Source organism: Acinetobacter sp. LT1 (assembly GCF_059800965.1).
The window spans coordinates 191,249-211,780 of sequence record NZ_JBBAXE010000006.1 but is presented as its reverse complement, the minus strand read 5'-3'; the positions used below and the strand labels follow the sequence as shown (position 1 = coordinate 211,780).

The following is a 20,532-nucleotide window of genomic DNA, read 5'->3' as shown; positions in this document are numbered from 1 at the left end:
TTATGAAAACGCAAACACCTTTTGCCGAACTAAGCGGTGGCCGTTTAATACTGGCAGCGTTTGTTATTGCCTTGTCGAACTTTATGGTCGTGCTCGATACGACCATTGCCAACGTATCTGTACCGCACATTACCGGTAACCTTGCCGTTTCAAGTACACAAGGAACATGGGTTGTTACGTCGTATGCTGTTGCAGAAGCGATTTGTGTACCTTTAACAGGGTGGCTTGCGGGTCGCTTTGGAACCGTTCGGGTTTTTATTTTTGGTCTGATTGGTTTTACCATTTTTTCTTTCTTGTGTGGACTAGCAAACTCGTTAGGGATGCTGGTGTTTTTCCGTATTGGACAAGGTCTATGCGGTGGCCCGCTTATGCCACTCAGTCAAACCTTGCTCATGCGTATTTTCCCTCAAGAAAAGCATGCACAGGCGATGGGTCTATGGGCCATGACTACCGTTGTTGGACCAATCTTAGGACCAATTTTGGGTGGTCTGATTAGTGACAACCTATCTTGGCACTGGATTTTCTTTATTAACTTACCTGTTGGGATTATTTGTGTTTTAGCGGCAATGCGCTTGTTAAGAGTGGCTGAAACAGAAACGATTTCTTTAAGAATCGATACGGTCGGTTTAGGCTTGTTAATTCTCTGGATTGGTGCGCTACAGCTCATGCTTGACTTAGGGCACGAACGCGACTGGTTTAACAGCACCAGCATTATCGTTTTAGCTTTAACTGCCGCCATTGGCTTTGTGGTGTTCCTGATATGGGAGCTGACCGACAAACATCCCGTCGTAGACGTCAAAGTCTTTAGGCATAGGGGCTTTGCCATTTCGGTACTGGCCTTGTCACTTGGTTTTGGCGCATTCTTTGGCAGTATTGTACTGATTCCCCAGTGGCTGCAAATGAACCTTTCCTACACCGCAACATGGGCCGGATATTTAACCGCAACCATGGGCTTTGGTAGTTTGACCATGTCACCGATTGTGGCAAAGCTCTCGACCAAACATGACCCACGCGCACTGGCAAGTTTTGGTTTGATTTTGTTGGGTGCTGTGACCTTAATGCGAGCATTCTGGACCACAGATGCCGACTTTATGGCGTTGGCTTGGCCTCAAATCTTACAAGGTTTTGCTGTGCCATTTTTCTTTATTCCACTGTCGAATATTGCACTTGGTTCGGTACTCCAGCAAGAAATTGCATCTGCTGCGGGTCTTATGAACTTTTTAAGAACCATGGCAGGGGCGATTGGCGCTTCAATTGCAGTCACCGTATGGGACGACCATGCCAAAGTTGCCCGTAGTGAAATGGTGTCAAACCTGCATACGACTGAAGTACAAAACACACTTTTGCAAAATGGGTTTACGGCTGATTCGACGCTCGGAATTATTTCAAATCTAGTCGATAAAGAAGCCATTACCATGTCGGCAAATCATGTGTTTTTGCTATTTGCGATTGTGTTTGTCTTTGCAGGGCTGGTCATTTGGCTGTGTCCAAAACCCAAGCAGGTCAGCGGCATGCCTTCTCACTAAACACAAAAAAGCATCTCTTCGGAGGTGCTTTTTTTAGGCTTACTACAAAATGAGCAGATTTATAAATAGCAGATTTTGCCTGTATTTAAAGAAATAAAGCATGCCAGAATTGGACAAATCAGTTATAAAAGAGTGTGATAACAAACAAGGAGACATCACTCAGAGCACAAAATAAACACCCTCAATCATTTAATATTATTAAAACTTTATTTTTATCAAAGATTAAAAAACTGAAGACCTGAAAACAAAGAAGCTTGCATGGCAATTGCATGGATAGGCAGGCGTATATATTGGAGTTATCACGTGAATAAAAGATATTCATTTTTGTTCAGTAGTTTATTAGCAGTCGGTTTATTACAAGGATGTGGAGATGACTCCTCGTCAGATCAGCTCAAGGATGATTCAAATACAACCCCGCCCAATTTAATTGTTGATAATGACCCGACCAGTTGTAGCAAACTGGCACAAGACGGTTCAAGCGTAGTGGTTGGTTCAAACCAAAATGGTGACCCAGCCGCACCAGAGGGTGCATCGGGTTATAGACTTGGTAACACGGTTAAATACGCAGATAAATATATGGTGGTGGCCAACACGCCACTTGCGGTAAAAGCAGGTTGTGATGTTTTAAGAGCAGGCGGTAGTGCAGTTGATGCAGCCGTAGCAGTACAAGCCGTGCTTGGTTTGGTCGAGCCACAGTCGAGTACCATTGCCGGTAGTGGTTTTATGATGTATTACGATGCCAAAACCAAGCAAGTCACTGCCTATGATGGCCGTGAAACCGCACCAGCGGCAGCCAACGAATATTATTTAATTCGCCAAGATATATATGACCCAAATTCACCTGCACCAGTACCAAGTGCCCGCCGTAGTGGTCGCTCGATTGGTGTACCGGGTGTGATGCGTTTGCTTGAACAAGCACAAAAAGAGCATGGCAAACTTAAGTGGAACAAACTTTTTGGTGAAGCGATTGGTTTGGCTGACAACGGATTCCGCATTCCGGGGCGTTTGGCAGATGCCATTGCAAGCAATGCAAACAATTTAGCGCTCGATGCAAATGCAATGGCGACCTATTTCTACCCAGATGGATCACCTCGTAAAGTGGGTGAGACCATGACCAATAAGGCCTATGCCAGAACACTTGAAGCACTTGCCACGGAAGGCGCAAATGCACTACACACTGGGCCGATTGCGCAAGCCATTGTGGCAAAAGCAGGTCAAACGGTAGGTGATGACCCAGCAAAAACTCCAATTACCCCAAGTTTGATGACCTTGCAGGATTTATCGAACTATCAGGTGAAAAAACGCGACCCGATTTGTACGACATACCGTGACCGTTACTATGTATGTACCATGCCGCCTCCATCGTCAGGAGGGATTGCGGTTGCGCAAACGCTAGGTATTTTAGAAAACTTTGATATGTCGCTGTACCCACCTAAAAACCCTGAAAATGAAGGCGGTGTACCTGATGTGATGGGCGTGCATTTAGTGTCTGAAGCAGAGCGTTTGGCCTACGCAGACCGTGACAAATATGTAGCAGATACTGACTTTGTTGCTTTACCAGCACAGGGTATTCCAAGTTTTATTGATAAAAATTACCTGAAACAACGTGCCGCACTGATTAACCCGAACCAAAGTATGGGCGTAGCACCAGCAGGTAATTTCAATATAGCTTCGGGTGTGGACACCACTGTTGAACATGGCACAACTCAGTTTACGATTGTAGATGCCTATGGCAATGTGGTTTCAATGACATCAACTGTTGAATCGAGCATGGGGTCATTCCACATGGTGGATGGTTTCTTGCTATCGAACCAGTTAACTGACTTTAGTGCGAACCCGCTAGACAGCACGGGAGCACTGGTTGCCAACCGTGTGGAAGGTGGCAAACGCCCACGCAGTACCATGGCGCCAACTTTAGTGTTTAAAGGCACGACGCCAGATGAGTTTTATATGGCAACAGGTTCACCAGGCGGCGGCACGATCATTCAATATGTGGTTAAAACATTGGTGGGGGCACTGGATTGGAACTTAAATGCACAGCAGGCGACTTCGCTTGTTAACTTTGGTGCGACCAATAGCAAAAACACCAATGTAGATAGCTCGAATGTACAGCTTTCCTTAGTTGACCTAATTGAAGGCTTAAAAGCAAAAGGGCATGGTATCTCTAACACTGCACAAACCAGTGGTATTTCAACGATTATGAAAGTAAATATCAATAATCAAAGCAAATATGCAGGTGGGGTAGACCCACGCCGTGAAGGTATTGTGTTAGGCAATGGAGCCTTATAGACCACACTTTAAAAAAAGCTGTCATTTTTGGCAGCTTTTTTATGTGGCCCTTGAAAAAAACAAAAGGCTCTCCATTATGTAAATATGTTCATCAGTAGCAGACTGTTGATAAATTGCACAGCATTTTATTTTAGTTATGCTATGATGTTCAGACATTCATGGGGATGTTATTGGCTTCGACGCCGGTGATGAAACTCATAGATGCATGCCGAGAGCGCATTTTCTCTCGTAAATAAAATTTGCATTTTAATAGTCGCAAACGACGAAACTTACGCTCTAGCTGCCTAAGGGCAGTTTGTCCGCTTCCTAGAATACTTGTGGTTTAGGAACCCGACCGTAGCGCACGCACACAAGTCCGTATAGAGTCAAGCCTCGGGGCTTTATACCAAACTTAGAGGATCGCACCTTGTACCCTGTTCGTCGGGTCACTTGGTGTTAAAACAATAGACGATATCTAAGCATGTAGTATTCTCGAGCGTAGTGCTGGCGGACGCGGGTTCAACTCCCGCCATCTCCACCAAGATTCGTGAAAAGCCCTGAAACGAAAGTTTCGGGGTTTTTTATTAATAACTGTTTACTAATAAATGATGTGATTTGAATATAAGAATTACTCTTCAAAAATTATTTAATTTAATATTTCTTAAAACCCCAAAATAATAACTATTGATATATAAAAACTTTTTAGTATGAAAAATCTTTGAATTTTATTATTCTTATTTTAATTATTAAATAAAATGGTTCATTGGCATGGATAAAAAGAAATTATCTGAGCGAGATATATGCAGTAAATTTATTAATCCAGCTTTAGAACAAGCAGGTTGGACAGCGCATCAAATTCGTGAAGAAGTTACTTTTACCAATGGCCAAATTATGGTGCGGGGAAAATTGCATACTCGTGGTGAGCGTAAACGTGCTGACTATGTTCTTTATTATAAAAAAAATATCCCTTTAGCAGTTATTGAAGCTAAAGATAACAATCATAGTGTTGGAGCTGGTATGCAACAGGCTTTAGCCTATGCAGATTGCTTACAAGTGCCTTTTATTTTTTCGAGTAATGGAGATGGATTCTTATTCCACGATCAAACAGGATTATTTGGAAAAGTTGAACAAGAATTAGGATTAGATGAGTTTCCTTCACCAGAACATCTATGGAAACTTTATGAGCAACATAAGGGATTAACAACGCCAGAGTCAAAGCAAATTGTTGAATACCCATATTATGATGATGGTTCAGGGCGTATACCACGTTATTATCAAGTAAATGCGATTAATAAAACTATTGAGGCAATTGCACGTGGTCAAAATCGTATTTTACTTGTGATGGCAACAGGTACAGGTAAAACCTATACAGCTTTTCAAATTATATGGAGGCTATGGAAGGCTGGCGCTAAAAAAAGGATTTTATTTTTAGCAGATCGAAATATTTTAGTAGACCAAACTAAGAATAAAGATTTCAAACCTTTCGGTCAGAAAATGACAAAAATATCAAAGAGAATGATTGATAAGAGTTATGAAATCTATCTTTCACTTTATCAAGCAGTGACTGGTTCAGAAGAAGAAAAAAATATCTATAAACAGTTTACTCCTGAATTCTTTGACTTAATTATCATTGATGAATGTCATCGTGGTAGTGCTAATGAGGATTCCGCTTGGCGCGAAATTTTAGAATATTTTAGTTCTGCTACTCATGTTGGTTTAACCGCTACTCCAAAAGAGACAAAAGATACATCAAATATTACATATTTTGGCGATCCAGTTTATACCTATACATTAAAACAGGGGATTCAAGATGGTTTTCTTGCACCTTATAAAGTTATCCGTATCGATATAGATAAAGATTTACAAGGGTGGCGTCCAGAAAAAGGCAAGAAAGATCTGCATGGATATGAAATTACAGATCGTATTTACAATTTAAAAGATATGGACAAGGGACTTGTTTTAAAAAAGCGAACAGAACTTGTTGCTAAAAAAATTACAGAGTTTTTAGTTAATACGGATCCTTATGCAAAGACAATTGTGTTTTGTGATGATATTGACCATGCAGAACGTATGCGAGAAGCTCTAGTTAATTTGAATCCTGAACGAATCAAAGAAAACTATAAATTTGTCATGAAAATTACAGGTGATGATAAAGAGGGTAAAGCTGAATTAGATAATTTTATTAATCCTGAAGAACGATATCCTGTCATAGCAACAACATCTAAATTAATGACTACAGGTGTAGATTCTGAGACCTGTAAATTGATCGTACTTGATCAGCATATTAAGTCGATGACTGAATTTAAACAGATGATTGGTCGAGGTACACGTATTAATGAAGAGTTTGGAAAAACGTGGTTCACGATTATGGATTTTAAAAAAGCGACAGAACTTTTTAGTGATCCAGCTTTTGATGGGGAACCGGTTGTTATTTATGAACCAAAACCTGATGAACCTATCGTACCACCTGATGATACAGATATAGGTGACGAAGAGGATACAGATAAGGAAGATGATATAGATGATTCTGATGACGATTCAACAATAGGCGGTACTTCTGGTGGTGATGATACTGGCGGGGGCGGTGGAGAATTACCAAGAAAATTTTATGTAAATGATGTCTCAGTTAACGTGATTGGGGAACGAGTTCAGTTCTATGATAATGATGGGAAATTAGTTACTGAGTCTTTGAAAGATTATACACGCCAACATATTTTAAAGGATTATGAATCACTAGATGCATTTTTAAGAAAATGGAAAGGTGCCGATAAAAAATCACTAATTATTGATGAGTTCAAAAAGCAAGGCGTAATTTTTGAAGCATTAGAGGATGAGGTTGGTAAAGATTTTGATCCTTTCGATATGATTTGCCACATTGCTTTTGACCAACCTGCATTAACTAAAAAAGAACGTGCTAACAATGTTCGCAAACGTAACTATTTCACGAAATATAATGAGCAAGCTCGCCAAGTTTTAGATGCATTATTAGATAAATATGCTGATCAGGGTATTGAGCCAATTGAGGATGTAAAGATTTTACAAATTCCTCCATTTAATCAAATGGGATCAATCATTGAAATTATTCAGTCATTTGGATCGGTTGAAGCATATACAAATGCTTTAAAAGAATTAGGAGATTATTTATATAATGATGCATCTTAATGGTCTGATTGGTACAATTGCCACCAAATTTTTAAAATCTAATGCAGTTGTAATATGAGCATTTCAGGAACAATTAAATCCATTCAAGATACCATGCGTGAAGACGTAGGCGTTGATGGTGATGTACAACGCCTTGGGCAGTTGGTGTGGATGTTGTTCCTTAAAGTTGTTGATGACCGAGAAAATGAATTGGCAACTTTAGCTTTATTGGAAGGACAAACTTTTAAATCTCCGATTCCTGAAAAATTTCGTTGGCGTAATTGGGCTGCTAATGATGAGGGGATGACAGGAGATGAGCTTAAAAATTTTATTGATAATGAATTATTTCCAGCATTACAAAATTTAGCTGTTGAAAATGATGATCCACGCGCTCGTGTAGTACAAAATGTATTTTCTGATGCATATAACTATATGAAATCTGGTGGTTTGATTCGTAAAGTCATTAATCAAATACAGAAAGGATTCGATTTTAATAAATCTAAAGAGCGTCATGCCTTTGGAGATATTTACGAACAATTATTGCGTGATTTGCAAGCAGCTAAGAACTCAGGGGAGTTCTATACTCCGCGTGCAGTCACCACTTTTATGGCACAGATTGTTGATCCTCAGTTAAGTGAATCTGTACTTGATCCAGCGTGCGGTACAGGTGGATTCCTTACTTCTGCAATTGAGCACAAACGTGAAAACTATGTTCAAACTGTTGAAGACGAAAAAGTTTTACAAAGTAGTATTTACGGAATTGAAAAAAAACCTTTACCGCATTTGTTATGTACAACAAATATGATTTTGCATGGTATTGATGTACCTGTACAAATCCGTAGAGATAATACGCTCTCTTACTCTCTAAACTACTGGGATAAAAATAAACGTGTAGATGTAATTCTGACTAATCCACCCTTTGGGGGGACGGAAGAACAAGGCATTGAAAAGAATTTCCCTTCAAAATTCCAGACTCGCGAAACAGCTGATTTATTTATGGTGTTGATCATTCAGCTCTTAAAAGCGCATGGTCGTGCAGCAGTAGTATTGCCTGATGGTTTTATGTTTGGTGAGGGCATTAAAACAGCCATTAAAGAAAAATTAATGGAAGATTGTAATCTACATACGATTGTCCGTTTACCTAAGTCTGTATTCGCACCTTATACCCCCATTAGTACCAATATTTTATTCTTTACTAAGGGTAAGAAAACAGAACATGTATGGTTCTATGAGCATCAATTACCACCGGGTGTTAAAGCCTATAACAAAACCAAACCTTTACAACTAAAAGAGTTTGATACTTTAAAAGCATGGTGGGGGAAAGAAAGTGAGGGTTTTGCTAGTCGTGTAGCAAATGAACAAGCATGGAAAGTATCACTTCAAGATATTATTGATCGCGGTTATAACCTTGATATAAAAAATCCTCATCAGGTTGAAGAAGATGTAAAAGACCCTAAAGAGCTTTTAGCTAAGTATGAGAGTCTTAACGTTGAGGTTGCTAAAATTCGCCAGCAATTAAAAGCAGTTTTAGATGAAGCTTTAGGTCAATAGTTCGGGATGAGTAAGATGATAGTCATTAAAAAACTCATTACTGAGCATTTAGATATTTGGTTAACAGCAGAAACTGAGAAGAAGTCAGGGCGTGGACGTAGTTCAGATTCTAGTAATTCAATTTATGGTGTGCAAAAACTTCGAGAGTTGATTTTAGACTTGGCAATTCGTGGAAAACTATTGCCCCAAAATATACAAGATCAACCAGTTAATATACTTATAGAAAATATTACTGAAGAGAAAAATAAGTTGGTAAAAGATGGGCTGATTAAGAAATCTAAGCTTTTACCTGAGTTTATGGAACCATTTCAAATTCCTAACAATTGGAAGTGGGTATATTTACAAGACTTAAGTGCATATATTCAAAGGGGGAAGAGCCCTAAATATACAGAAAAATCTAATAAAATTGTAATTTCACAAAAGTGTGTGCGTTGGAATGGTCTAGATATTAGCCCAGCAAGATTTATTGATCCTAAAAGCTTAGAAAATTATGAGAAAGTCCGTTTTCTAAAAGATGGCGATATTTTATGGAATTCTACAGGAACTGGCACTATTGGTCGTGCCAGCTTATTTTTTCAGGTTAATGAGTATCAAGATATTGTTGCTGATAGTCATGTTACAGTAGTGAGAACATTAGGTAATATCTCTGATTACATCTATTTGGTTATTCGTAGCCCTTATATTCAAAAAGATTTAGAAAGTTCAGCAACGGGCACTACAAATCAAATTGAATTAAATACTTCAACAGTATTACAGACCAAAATACCTCTGCCTCCTATTGAAGAACAAAAGCGTATCGTTGAAAAAGTCGATGAGCTGATGCAACTTTGTGATCAACTTGAACAACAGCAAAATTTAGGCTCTGACGCACATGATCAATTAGTTGATACGTTACTGAATTTTTTGACTAATTCATCTGATATTGATGAGTTCCAACAGAATTGGCAACGTATTTCAGAAAACTTTGATCTGCTATTTACTACTGAATACAGTATTGAACAGTTAAAACAAACGATTTTGCAGTTGGCTGTGATGGGTAAGTTGGTAAAACAAGATCCAAATGATGAGCCAGCAAGTGAGTTGCTAAAACAAATTACTGAAGAGAAAAATAAGTTGGTAAAAGATGGGCTGATTAAGAAATCTAAGCTTTTACCTGAGTTTATGGAACCATTTCAAATTCCTAACAATTGGAAGTGGGTATATTTACAAGACTTAAGTGCATATATTCAAAGGGGGAAGAGCCCTAAATATACAGAAAAATCTAATAAAATTGTAATTTCACAAAAGTGTGTGCGTTGGAATGGTCTAGATATTAGCCCAGCAAGATTTATTGATCCTAAAAGCTTAGAAAATTATGAGAAAGTCCGTTTTCTAAAAGATGGCGATATTTTATGGAATTCTACAGGAACTGGCACTATTGGTCGTGCCAGCTTATTTTTTCAGGTTAATGAGTATCAAGATATTGTTGCTGATAGTCATGTTACAGTAGTGAGAACATTAGGTAATATCTCTGATTACATCTATTTGGTTATTCGTAGCCCTTATATTCAAAAAGATTTAGAAAGTTCAGCAACGGGCACTACAAATCAAATTGAATTAAATACTTCAACAGTATTACAGACCAAAATACCTCTGCCTCCTATTGAAGAACAAAAGCGTATCGTTGAAAAAGTAAAGCAACTCTTTTCCATGATTGAGCAACTACAAATACTTCAAGGTAAATTACAAAGAACAAAAATTTATTTAGCGGATAGTTTGGTCGCTAATGCCATGATTGATTCAAACGATAAAAGTAAGTTTGAAGTTGCAGATAACATTGCCCAGTTTAAAAAGCCAATTGAGGTTATTAAACAATCGAGACAAAAAAGTGCGGATCAGATTGATTTGTTTGCAGATGATAGTGGTGAAGATGATATAAAACTTTTGTCTTTAGCGGCTGAAATCACGTTTCAATTGCATACAGAGCCAACCTTTGGTCATTTAAAATTGCAAAAGTTGGTCTACTTATGCCAACAGTTAAAGCATATGGATTTGGCTGCTGATTTTAAACAACATGCCGCTGGTCCATATGATCCAGCTATGGCACGTTATTTAGATAAAGAGTTCAAAAATCGTGAATGGTTTAGTTATGATCCTAAGCGAGACTTAAAGTACAAACCTCTCAGTAGATGTAATGATCATAGATCAGCATTTAATAGGTATTTTGCTGAAGATGTATCTGAGATTTATGACTTAATAGGACTTTTTAGAGCAAGTAAGTCTGATCATATAGAAATCGTAGCAACCCTTTTTGCTTGTTGGTTACGTTTATTAGAGAAAAAGTTATCTGTTACTGAGGAGCAGCTTCTAAAGGACTTTTATACTTGGTCTGAAGAGAAGAAACGATTTAGTAAAGCTGAAGTACTAACTGGTTATAAGTGGATGCATCAATATTCAGTTATACCGCAGCTTTAAATAAGATATAAATCGAGTAAGACGAAAATGTTGTGGACTTCATTTAGAGATAAATATGGAAGAGTTCAATCTTTTGAAGTAGATAAATATCAAGAAGATATTCTACGGTTTATCGAGTCTTCTTTAGTTGCTATTCCTTTAGTTGCTAACACTCCAGAGAATGGACGGGTAACGGTTTGTTATCGCTTTAAAAACGGGAATGAAATTGGAATTTTATTAAATGACACTGCTCCTACTTTTTATATAAATGAGAAGGTAGTTGAAAACAATCTTTGTAAAGATGGTGAGCTTAATTCATTAGTTGAGAATATAAAGGACAGTGAAAAGGGAGGGCACATATATCCACACCCTATACATAAATTACCTAATACAACTGTCTTGAGGGCTCCAGTAAAGACGCTCAGTCCCACTTTTGATAATAGAATTTATGTAATTAGTCAGGTCAGTTATGGACTAGTTATAAAGTTACTTCATTTAGTAGCACTGTAGTTAACTCACTAATTCATATTATTTTATCTCTAGGGAATTGGTACTCAAAAAATTCTCAATAAAAAAGCCATTTATGATAAATGGCTTTTTTAATTTACTCATTATTTACGGCAATCGTCAGGTCCTAATTCATCTTTAGTATAGGAAGAATTTATTTTCTTAACCCAAGCTTGTTCTTTGTTATTTAACCAAGCATAAATATCTTTATAGTGATCTTGTTCTTTGGGTGAGATTACATCTTTAGTTTTACGTACAAATTTCGCCATCCAGCAGATTTCATTCAACTTACGAGTATTCAAACTTTCTTCAATAATATAACCATTTCCAGCTTCTTCTTCAAAAGCCTTTAATATATTTGCATTTGTTAATGTTGCATAAACTAATGATTTTGTGACATCACTATTTTTTTCTTGAAGGGCATATCTGTACACTCGGTAATTTGTAATTATTACATTGACGGCGCCACGCCCTGCATTAACTAAAGCTTCTCTATCGCTATTTATCTGGGAATTTGCACAACCATTCATGAAAAGCATAAACAGAAGGGCACAGATAAATTTAACATAAGTTCTGTTTACTAACATTGTGCAGATCTCCGAAGGTTCTCTGAGTTGTTTTTATTATTTGAATCAGTTGGGGTAATTTACGTTAAATCACTTTAGAAAAAGCCCTGAACAATCAGGGCTTTCTCTAGCTTACTTTAATTTTTTACATTCAATATCATTTAATGGTGAATCGGTTTTCATTATGATTTTTTCAATTTTCGGTTGAAGGGCCAAAGCCTCTTTAGATAGTTCTTTAGCTTCAGCAGAAACTTTGCTCCCGTTTTTTTCTTTCAGTTTTATATATTTTTCGATGTATTTATTACTTACACATAATGAATCTAAAGCATCAATTGACATCTTACTTTTTTTGCCTGAAGCCATTAAATCTAGGTCATCATTAAGCTTTAAATTTAAAGAATCGTATGTTGTATTTACTGCATGCATTAAAAAAGTGGCATAACTTAGCAATTGATCATTAGTTTCAGTTACCTTGTCAGCTTCATTGTATGCTGCTTTATACAAGAACTTTGTGTAATAAAGCTGATTAAACTGAGCATACAGAGATGCTTCGCTTGCTTGGGTTACATCAGCTTCAGTAATTACATCCTTCTTGGGCGTGTTTGCTTGGCTACACGCTACTGTCAAAAGAGACATTAAAATAATACAAAGTTTAGACTTCACAATTAATCACCCATTTTTCTCATTTCAGACAACGGTCGCACATAACCATATTCAGCAACAGCAAGATTATAAGCCTGCCTATTCCATTTTTTTCGATTACCGAAGACTACTTCATACATTACTTGATCTATGTAAAAAGGACCTCTATTGAGTTTGACTGCTTCAGCAAGTCCTACATATCTGGCCTTATCAAATAAACCCATACCAGTAGGAGCAAGTTTTACAATTTCTGGTATATCTTTATAGTTAGCAGCAGCTCTGATTTCAAACACATCTTTAGCAAGTTCAAATAGGGCTTTACCTGCTCGACTTGTTGCGACATCTGTTATGTAAGATGCAAAGCGTAGGTACATCAGTGTATGAAAATATTCTGTATAAATTAAACCAGGTGTAGCTTTTTCAATTTCACGCAAATCGAACTGCAAACCAAAATGCAAAGCCATGTCATATTCAAAGGGTTGTCTTTCTTTAACATGGTCCCAATGGGCTTGTTTCATTCCAAACGTGTAAGGAACTATTTTTTTTACAGGTACTAAGTTTTGCCAACCTTCACACGCTGTTAGATAACCTTCATCTTTTGAGACGCACATGTTGGTTGTGCTTTTAAGATCAATTTCAACATTTGCGGGTTTAGTATCATAGTTTGAATGAAAAATTATTCGACCTAAATTTGTGTTTATTTCTCTTTGAGAGCCAGCCATAAAAACTTCCAATAATTCTAAATAGGTTCAATTGGCTTCGATAAGTCCACTAAAATTACTTCTACAGATTCGGCTGTATAGTTGCTTTCATAAAGCGCCGTTAATCCGCTTTTATCAGTGTAGCCTTGTACAAGCAGTTGCCCTTTATCTTTACTATAAATTTCATACATAAGTTCAGTGAGTGGCTTTTTAGTCTCATCATCAACAAGCTTAAATTGAATTTTATGAATGTCTTTTAACTTGTCTTCTACAAAGCTATCTTGAGTTTGAGCTTTACTCGCTGGCGAACTTTGAGCCGAACCACCACCATTGTCTTGAACTACTAGGTTTTGTTGAGGTAGTAATTTACAGCCACAGGAAAGAGAGTCGTTAACACGCGCAGCAGCTTTACCAAAGATTTGCATATACGGGTCGCCTGACACAATAGTTGCAACAACTTTATGAGTTGGGCAAGTAGCTTTGTCACCGACGCAAGCAACGGGAATCCCGTCAATTAGGAATATGCTGTTCCCTGAAATTACTTGACCACCGCCACTAGTGGGGCAGCCTATTGTTATATATGGTGTTGCCAAACTTATTCCTTCTTATCTTTATGAAGTGGCCAAAGCATACCAAATAGAGGGTAGACAATACTGTATAGTTTTATTGTTCAGTAGAGTTAACTTATTTTCCAAGGCCCCCGTGCCGCAACAGAACTTTAATTTTTTGCGCTGATTTAAAGTCATCCACCATTGCGACACAGAGATAAGGGAGCTAAGCCAAACGCTTAGCCCATGTCTTCTTTATCGCACCGCCGCATCACACTGAAAAAAGTAGGGGCAAAGTCCTGTGGGAGAGCAGGACTTTGCAAACTGACATGTTCTAGACGTTGCATGAGCTTAGGCGAATAAACTTGTTCAAGCCGTTGGTAAATACAGTCGCAACTAGCTTGGCTGTGCCCACCCGACAGGCAAATTTTTTCAAAATCCTGCTGAGTGTGAAGGTCACAACCCGAAACGCTGTAATCGCCGACAACGAGGCCTAAAACCAAAATAGTTTTATAAAATTTCATATTATTCTCGTAATGATTGGGGATATATCAATGAGAAAAAATAAACCGCTATATTTTAAGTTTTAAAATCATTTTTAAAGGCAATAGTTAACCCGCCTATAAAAGCAATAAAATAAAATGACTTAAATTTTAAAATAAAAATAATTTATAAATTTGAAAATTTAGATAATAAAAAACCCAAATTTAAAATAAATAAAAAGTTTATAAGGGAGAGGGGATTAATATAAAAAAGGTCATGGTCAACTCCTTAAAATTTATGGAGCTCTACCACCAAAGATCACCGTCAATTGATTATGGTGGTAGAACGAGAAGGGGTTGACAGACTGGGTATACACCAGCACGCGCAAGCGCGTCCCCCTCCCGTCCTACCGCAACGGTAAGGGGGAGGTGCAGGTTGCGCACAAGTCTGATACTCAGGAAGTATAAACCTGATACGCTGTATACTCGGTCTGTCAAAACCGACTGGCAATGTAGGCCAGCGAGACCATAATAATCATAAGTTTTTAACAGGTCAATTCAATTTAAATAAAATATTATAAAAAATTAAAATATAAATTTATATTTTAATTAAACTAAAAAGTTTATCGATTTAAATCGGAGAATTAATAAATATAATAAAGTTAAACTAAACGTTTAACTTGCTCTTAAAATGTATAACGGTAATTAATAAATATTCGGTGCTGGTCCCAATCTTTACGGGTCATGCCATTTATTTTTTCACCTAGGTTTGCATTTTCAAACTTCGACTCATAATGCAAAAATGAATAACGCACATCTAGGTTTTTCACCCACGGCAAGGCATAACTCACCGTAAAATCAAAGTAACGCTCTTTACCCTCAATATCACTGCTAATGTTACTTTGGTGAGCGCCAAAGCCATAAATATACTTCGCTTCGGTTTTTAAGCCTTTCACATAGTCTTTCAAGTTATATTTCAGGCGAAGGGCAACGGCGGTTTCATCGTTATTGGTAAAGTCAGGGCCAATGGTCGCTGAGGTCGGAAACGGGTTAGTACCGTGGTCTTGCGTTAAAACCGAATTGCGGGCGGAGTGAACGGCAAAGTTATCTTCAATCCAAAAACCATCAAACTTTGAAACGGCAATGCTGCCCTCAATATTACTTTTGGCTACATTTACATCGACAAAATAACCATTCCCGCGGTTGTTAATGTCTTGGCCTTTGACACAATCCAGCTCGGTTTCGGCACCGCATTTAAACAGCTTGCCATCATCACGCGAGAAAAAAGCACCTGTGTTAAATGTCCACACCAAGCCATGCAAAGGCAATTTATATTGAGCAATCGCCCCGTACTTTTTTAAATAATCTTTGCTGTTTAAATATTCGGCATTTACGCTCCAGTTTTTGTACTGATATTTGGCACCCAGTAAACCGACATAATCAATGCGCTCGTCATTTTCAGTGACCAGTTTTTCAAATGAGTCCATGCTGCGCGGTTTCCAGCGGTCATAGTAGGCTATGTAAGTCTGTAGCTGATCATTCAGTTGAAACTGACCACTTGCCCCTGAAAAAGTGTCAGGCACTGCGCGGTTATTGGTGCTTTTAAGTAACAGCGAGTCTTGCAATTGGCGACCTAATTTAATTTCGCCTTTGTCACCGAGCTTTGCTTTGATGTAGAGCTGACCTAAAGTCGCAAAGTTTTGATCGAGCTTGCCGTTATTTTCGACCTCTAAAAGCTGAGCGCTAGGCTTGCCAGAGTCAAATAACTTGGTGACTGCATAGAGTGAGCCATCTACCCCAAGCCAGTCCCAAAAGTAGGGGGACTGATAATTTAACTCAAGCCCTAAAGCACTTTGTTCATATTCACTCGACGAAGGCGAAGGGTTAGCACGCGTGGGGTGGGCAGTGCCTTCATCGTTCCAGTAGCGGGTGTTAAGTTTTAATTCTAACTTGCCAAATTCTTGAGGAAGCTCTGCATAAGCGTTGCTCACACTGCCTAAACCAATACAGCCCCATAGCAAATATTTATTCATTTTAAATTCCTTTTTTAAGCATGAATAAGCCCTTTGCCTAACGCTGGGTTAGGCAAGCTTTTTTATGAAATGGATGAATTAAGGAGAGAGTTTTTCGAGCACTTGGCCTTTGGTTTCAATGGCAAACAAGAAGGTCACAAGCCCACCAATGAGCGCCACAACAGCTAGCACACTAAACACATACTGAATGCCATAGCCACCAACCACGAGTCCCACCATAACAGGCCCAATCGCAGAGCCGGCACGGAGCCAAGCGGTACTAAAACCAATGCCCATCGCTCGTAGGCGAGTAGGGTAAAGTTCGGCAGCGTAAAGGTATAAAGAGAATGAAATAGTTTGCAAAATGGCATAGCTCAGCGTCGCTAAAATCACAACTTCCATCGCCGATTTTGCGCCTAAAACAGAGAGGCTCATGAGTGGAATGATTGCCAAGAAAAACGCTGCACTGTACCAAGGACGGCGGCCGACTTTATCAATCATCAACGCACAGATAATAGAAGCAATCACACCTACGCCCGAGGTAATCCAGCCATAACCTAAACTGGTTTGAAGCGACAGACCAAAGTGTTGTTTGTAAAGAGATGGCAGCCAAGTCACCATGGCGTTGTTCACCATATACACGCAAAACCACATGCCCCACAGGGTAAAGGTTCGTTTGCGGTAAATACCACGGAACAGCTCGCGCCAGTCGGTTTTTGCCATGCCTTGAGGGTTAATTTCTTTAACCACAGGTTCAGGCAAAGTTTTACCGCTTTTGATGGCACCGTCTTCAAAGCTTTTAACCACTTTATCGGCTTCTTTAAAACGACCTTTTGAAGCAAGCCAGCGTGGTGACTCAGGCAAGAAAAACCGTAAAGGAATGACCAGTAAAGATGGAATTAGTCCCACAATAAACATGACTTTCCAGCCGTAAATTGGCATGAGGAAAAATGCTGCCATGCCTGCAAACATAAGACCAAGTGGAAATAAAACTTCATAGAGCAAGAAAAACTTACCACGCTTTTCTGCACCAATAAACTCATTAATATAGGCACTCGCAACAGGCACTTCGCCACCTGTTCCCACACCTTGTAAGAAACGGAAAATTAACAGCGACATTCCGCTCCACGCAAACAAACAAGAAATGTCCATTGCCACAAACAGTAAAATGGTAAAAGACAGCACTTTTAAACGACCGACTTTTTCGGCAAGTGAACCAAAAAAGATCGCTCCGACCAGTTGCCCGACATAGCCCGCAGCAATGATCGCACCGACGTAGGCAGGCGTCAGGTGCCATTCGGTAATGAGTTGGGGTAAAGCAAAGGCAATCGCAAGAACAGTATAAGCGTCAAAAAAGGTCGCGATCCCGATGGTAATTCGCATAAATTGCAATCGTCCGGTGACGGGGAGTCGTTCGAGTCTTGCAATAATTTCCGCATTTTTTTGATGATGACTAATTTGTTCTACATCCGCTAGATTTGTCATCTTATATCTCCTTATCACTACATTCCTCGTAGTTTTGTTGTTCTATTTCGCACTACCTGTTCACCACAGTTTGCATGCTTTTTATTATTGTTTTTAAGAGACATGCCCGATGTTTGGCCTCAGGCAGCGTACAGGAAAAAAAGGCTAGCGTATATGCTAGCCCGAATGGAATTTAAGCAACGGCTTGGGTTAAATCGACCTTGCCAATTCCGGCTTGACGCATCGCATCATGAATTTCTTGCTCTGCACCATCAGCCAGTGGAAGCAGAGGCGAACGCACAGTGGCATGGTCCAAAATTCCGCGAGCAACCAGTGCATGTTTAAGCGCGACCGTGCCTTCCATGTGTGAACCGCGGTGATAAACATTGCGAGTCACTGGTAATAATTGGTCGTGAATCGCACGTGCTTTAGCGTAATCTTTGGCTTTACCGGCCTTAATCATTTCAATTAACAGTTCAGGGGCAATGTTGCCATAGCCAACCAATGCGCCGTCTACATCAAACATGGTGTGAAGCAAATATTCATCGTGGCACGTCAACACCTGTAAGTCTGGGCGTTCACGGCGAATAATCGGAATTTCGACATCCCAACGGCGCATGTTACGCACACCATTTTTCATGGCAAACACACCTGGCTGTGCAGAAATATCGAGTAGGGTTTCTAGGTCGTAAGTGGCCTTCGTTGCATCTGGATATTGGAATAAAATAGATGGCAAACCACTTTCTTCATAAATCGCTTTATAGCGGTCTTGTGGTGCGCCTTTTTGATAGCCAAAACGCAACCAGCCATGTGAAGGGTAAATCAAACCTGCCGAAGCACCCGCACTCACTGCACGTTTTGCTTCTTCTGCTGCAACCGAAGTACCTTCGAGTGTAATCCCTGCGATAACCGGAATTTTGTCATCTACCGATTTAACAAAGCTTTCGATGACCTGCATTTGTTCTTTTTGCGACAAGAATGTTCCTTCACCTGCATGCCCAAGAACAACCAAGCCTTTCACACCATCAATACTGCCTAACCATGAACCTAAACGTTGAATTGCATCATGGTCTACTTGTCCGTCACGGGTAAAAGGAGTCACAGGTGCTGGGGTTAATCCACGTAAATCTAAACTCATAATCGTACTTCCTATACAGTGTAATTAAATATTCTCTGGTTCTTAATCTGACTTAAATCGTGTTGTAGAGAACATGATTGGAGTATAGAAATAGGTGAGCTATGTAGGAATTACCAATTCTTGAATTTCAGTTATACTGAAAATGTATGGCTCAAAATGCTGCCTATTTACGATTTAGGAAGAATCGATGAATTATGAATTATGGAAAATATTTTTAGACGCGGTGGAACTTGGTAGCTTAAGCAAAGTCGCCATGCTGCATAACACCAACCAACCGCAAATTAGTCGGCAAATGAACGAGCTTGAGGCGCAATGTGGCGGTCGTTTGTTTAACCGAACCGGACGCGGCGTCGAACTCACCGATTTAGGCCAGCATTTACTTCCTAAAATTCGTTCATGGCTGAACGTAACCGATCAGCTCAATAATGAAATTTTGCACTCGACCGATACTCCGATTGGTACGGTTCGTATTGCCAGTTTGCCGTCTACTGCACATCCGTTGTTATCGACTCTCTATAAAGTCCTTCAAGAGAAATATCCCTTAATTAAACTGTCGGTGCGTGAAGGGCAAGGCGTGCATTTAGAAAAATGGCTTGAAGATGGCAGCGTCGATTTAGCCATACTCTACCGATTTAACCCGACACCTAAACAAGGCGATGTTTACCTTACTGAAGCCGATACTTATTTAATCGGCTGTGAAGGAGATATGCTCACTCAGGCCAATGAAGTCGACTTTAAAGCAGTAAGTGAGTTACCTCTGGTTACCTTTTGTAGGCCAAGTAACTGGCGCAATTTTTTAGACCACATGGCCTATGAAAATGGGGTAGAACTAAACATTGTGTTTGAAGCCGATTCGATTAGTTTACAAACCCATTTGGTTTCCGAGTCTCGCATGTACACCATGCTGGGGCCGCAAGCGTTAAAAAAAGCCAGCCAATACACCTCAATTCAAGCCGCAAAAATTATTAATCCCGCGCTCAAGCGCTATATATCTTTGTCTATTTCTAAGCACGGCTATTTAACGCCTGCGTGTAAGGCGGTGATGGAAGAAATTAGAAATCTTGCCGATTTGCTTTAAAAAAACTTGTAACTTTATGACTGGCACTGTTGCATCGTTCGAAGCATCGTTTTTACAAAATCACGCGGCACTTCTGGGCTTTGTAGACTTAACTTTCCAAGCTTATGCATGAGTTTTGGGGAATATTGGCGTTCTAAACGGTGATAAATACACAGACAGGTCGCGCGACTATGTCCAGCGGCTACGCATTTTAAATAAAAGTCTCGGTGTGCATTACTTTTATAGCCAGCAGAGGCAATTGATACAAATAATAATCCACCCAAAAAAACTGAAAAATTATAAAGAGACATATTCCTTCTCGTCATTGTTGTTTTCTTTATCAATCACTCAGCACAACAGCCGTTTGTGCAAAATATTGGCGAAACTTGCGGCTTCATCATAGATAGAACAGTTTTAGAGGTCAAATTGATTTGGTGATAAAATGACTAAATAATTTTTGGAGATAAGTTTCAGAATTTAATAAATATTTTTAAAT

General features: G+C 39.2%; 16 protein-coding genes and 1 other RNA gene. 8 read left to right on the top strand and 9 right to left on the bottom strand.

Going from position 1 to position 20,532, the window contains the following annotated elements; translation table 11 throughout:
* Positions 1–2 precede the first annotated feature (2 nt).
* The 7 genes from WBW42_RS08160 (at position 3) to WBW42_RS08130 (ending at position 11,429) form a co-directional block, all read left to right on the top strand.
* The gene (locus WBW42_RS08160; RefSeq protein ID WP_032057659.1) at positions 3–1,526 is read left to right on the top strand and encodes a DHA2 family efflux MFS transporter permease subunit; all 1,524 of its coding nucleotides are present in this window, start codon (positions 3–5) and stop codon (positions 1,524–1,526) included.
* A gap of 303 nt (positions 1,527–1,829) precedes the next feature.
* Positions 1,830–3,815, top strand: coding sequence for a gamma-glutamyltransferase (gene ggt, locus WBW42_RS08155; RefSeq protein ID WP_032057658.1), 1,986 nt, complete (start codon positions 1,830–1,832; stop codon positions 3,813–3,815).
* A gap of 160 nt (positions 3,816–3,975) precedes the next feature.
* Positions 3,976–4,335, top strand: a transfer-messenger RNA (tmRNA) gene (gene ssrA, locus WBW42_RS08150).
* Positions 4,336–4,562: 227 nt separating this feature from the next.
* Positions 4,563–6,956 carry an EcoAI/FtnUII family type I restriction enzme subunit R gene (gene hsdR, locus WBW42_RS08145; RefSeq protein WP_032057657.1) on the top strand — a complete coding sequence of 798 codons (2,394 nt, stop codon included), beginning with the start codon at positions 4,563–4,565 and terminating at the stop codon, positions 6,954–6,956.
* 54 nt (positions 6,957–7,010) lie between these two features.
* Positions 7,011–8,486, top strand: a complete 1,476-nt coding sequence (locus WBW42_RS08140) for a type I restriction-modification system subunit M (protein ID WP_032057655.1) — start codon at positions 7,011–7,013, stop codon at positions 8,484–8,486.
* Positions 8,487–8,501: 15 nt separating this feature from the next.
* Positions 8,502–10,940, top strand: a complete 2,439-nt coding sequence (locus tag WBW42_RS08135; protein WP_163114355.1) for a restriction endonuclease subunit S — start codon at positions 8,502–8,504, stop codon at positions 10,938–10,940.
* Between the two features lie 27 nt (positions 10,941–10,967).
* Positions 10,968–11,429 (top strand): hypothetical protein, encoded by a 462-nt coding sequence (locus WBW42_RS08130; protein WP_032057746.1) that lies wholly within the window; start codon positions 10,968–10,970, stop codon positions 11,427–11,429.
* Between the two features lie 101 nt (positions 11,430–11,530).
* On the opposite strand, the gene WBW42_RS08125 is transcribed toward WBW42_RS08130, so the two are convergent.
* The 8 genes from WBW42_RS08125 to WBW42_RS08090 all read right to left on the bottom strand — a co-directional run bounded on the left by WBW42_RS08125 (position 11,531) and on the right by WBW42_RS08090 (position 18,979).
* A complete protein-coding gene (locus WBW42_RS08125) occupies positions 11,531–12,013 on the bottom strand; it encodes a hypothetical protein (RefSeq protein WP_032057745.1) in 483 nt (160 codons plus the stop codon).
* Positions 12,014–12,124: 111 nt separating this feature from the next.
* Positions 12,125–12,655: a hypothetical protein gene (locus WBW42_RS08120; protein ID WP_032057743.1), complete on the bottom strand. Its 531-nt coding sequence runs from the start codon at positions 12,653–12,655 to the stop codon at positions 12,125–12,127.
* 2 nt (positions 12,656–12,657) lie between these two features.
* Positions 12,658–13,356, bottom strand: a complete 699-nt coding sequence (locus tag WBW42_RS08115; protein WP_000919097.1) for a hypothetical protein — start codon at positions 13,354–13,356, stop codon at positions 12,658–12,660.
* 17 nt (positions 13,357–13,373) lie between these two features.
* Positions 13,374–13,928, bottom strand: a complete 555-nt coding sequence (locus WBW42_RS08110) for a PAAR domain-containing protein (protein WP_032057742.1) — start codon at positions 13,926–13,928, stop codon at positions 13,374–13,376.
* 194 nt (positions 13,929–14,122) lie between these two features.
* Positions 14,123–14,407, bottom strand: coding sequence for a hypothetical protein (locus tag WBW42_RS08105; RefSeq protein WP_032057740.1), 285 nt, complete (start codon positions 14,405–14,407; stop codon positions 14,123–14,125).
* Positions 14,408–15,051: 644 nt separating this feature from the next.
* Positions 15,052–16,398, bottom strand: a complete 1,347-nt coding sequence (locus WBW42_RS08100) for an OprD family outer membrane porin (protein ID WP_032057739.1) — start codon at positions 16,396–16,398, stop codon at positions 15,052–15,054.
* Between the two features lie 78 nt (positions 16,399–16,476).
* Positions 16,477–17,862: an MFS transporter gene (locus WBW42_RS08095; RefSeq protein ID WP_032057738.1), complete on the bottom strand. Its 1,386-nt coding sequence runs from the start codon at positions 17,860–17,862 to the stop codon at positions 16,477–16,479.
* Positions 17,863–18,034: 172 nt separating this feature from the next.
* Positions 18,035–18,979 carry a dihydrodipicolinate synthase family protein gene (locus WBW42_RS08090; protein WP_000050874.1) on the bottom strand — a complete coding sequence of 315 codons (945 nt, stop codon included), beginning with the start codon at positions 18,977–18,979 and terminating at the stop codon, positions 18,035–18,037.
* A 187-nt stretch (positions 18,980–19,166) separates the two neighbouring features.
* Here WBW42_RS08090 and WBW42_RS08085 point away from each other — a divergent pair, with 187 nt between their 5' ends.
* Complete coding sequence (locus WBW42_RS08085) at positions 19,167–20,057, top strand: LysR family transcriptional regulator (protein WP_045126465.1); 891 nt, start codon at positions 19,167–19,169, stop codon at positions 20,055–20,057.
* A gap of 14 nt (positions 20,058–20,071) precedes the next feature.
* On the opposite strand, the gene WBW42_RS08080 is transcribed toward WBW42_RS08085, so the two are convergent.
* On the bottom strand, positions 20,072–20,347 hold the full coding sequence (locus tag WBW42_RS08080) for a hypothetical protein (RefSeq protein ID WP_000061136.1): 276 nt from the start codon (positions 20,345–20,347) through the stop codon (positions 20,072–20,074).
* Between the last annotated feature and the right edge of the window lie 185 nt (positions 20,348–20,532).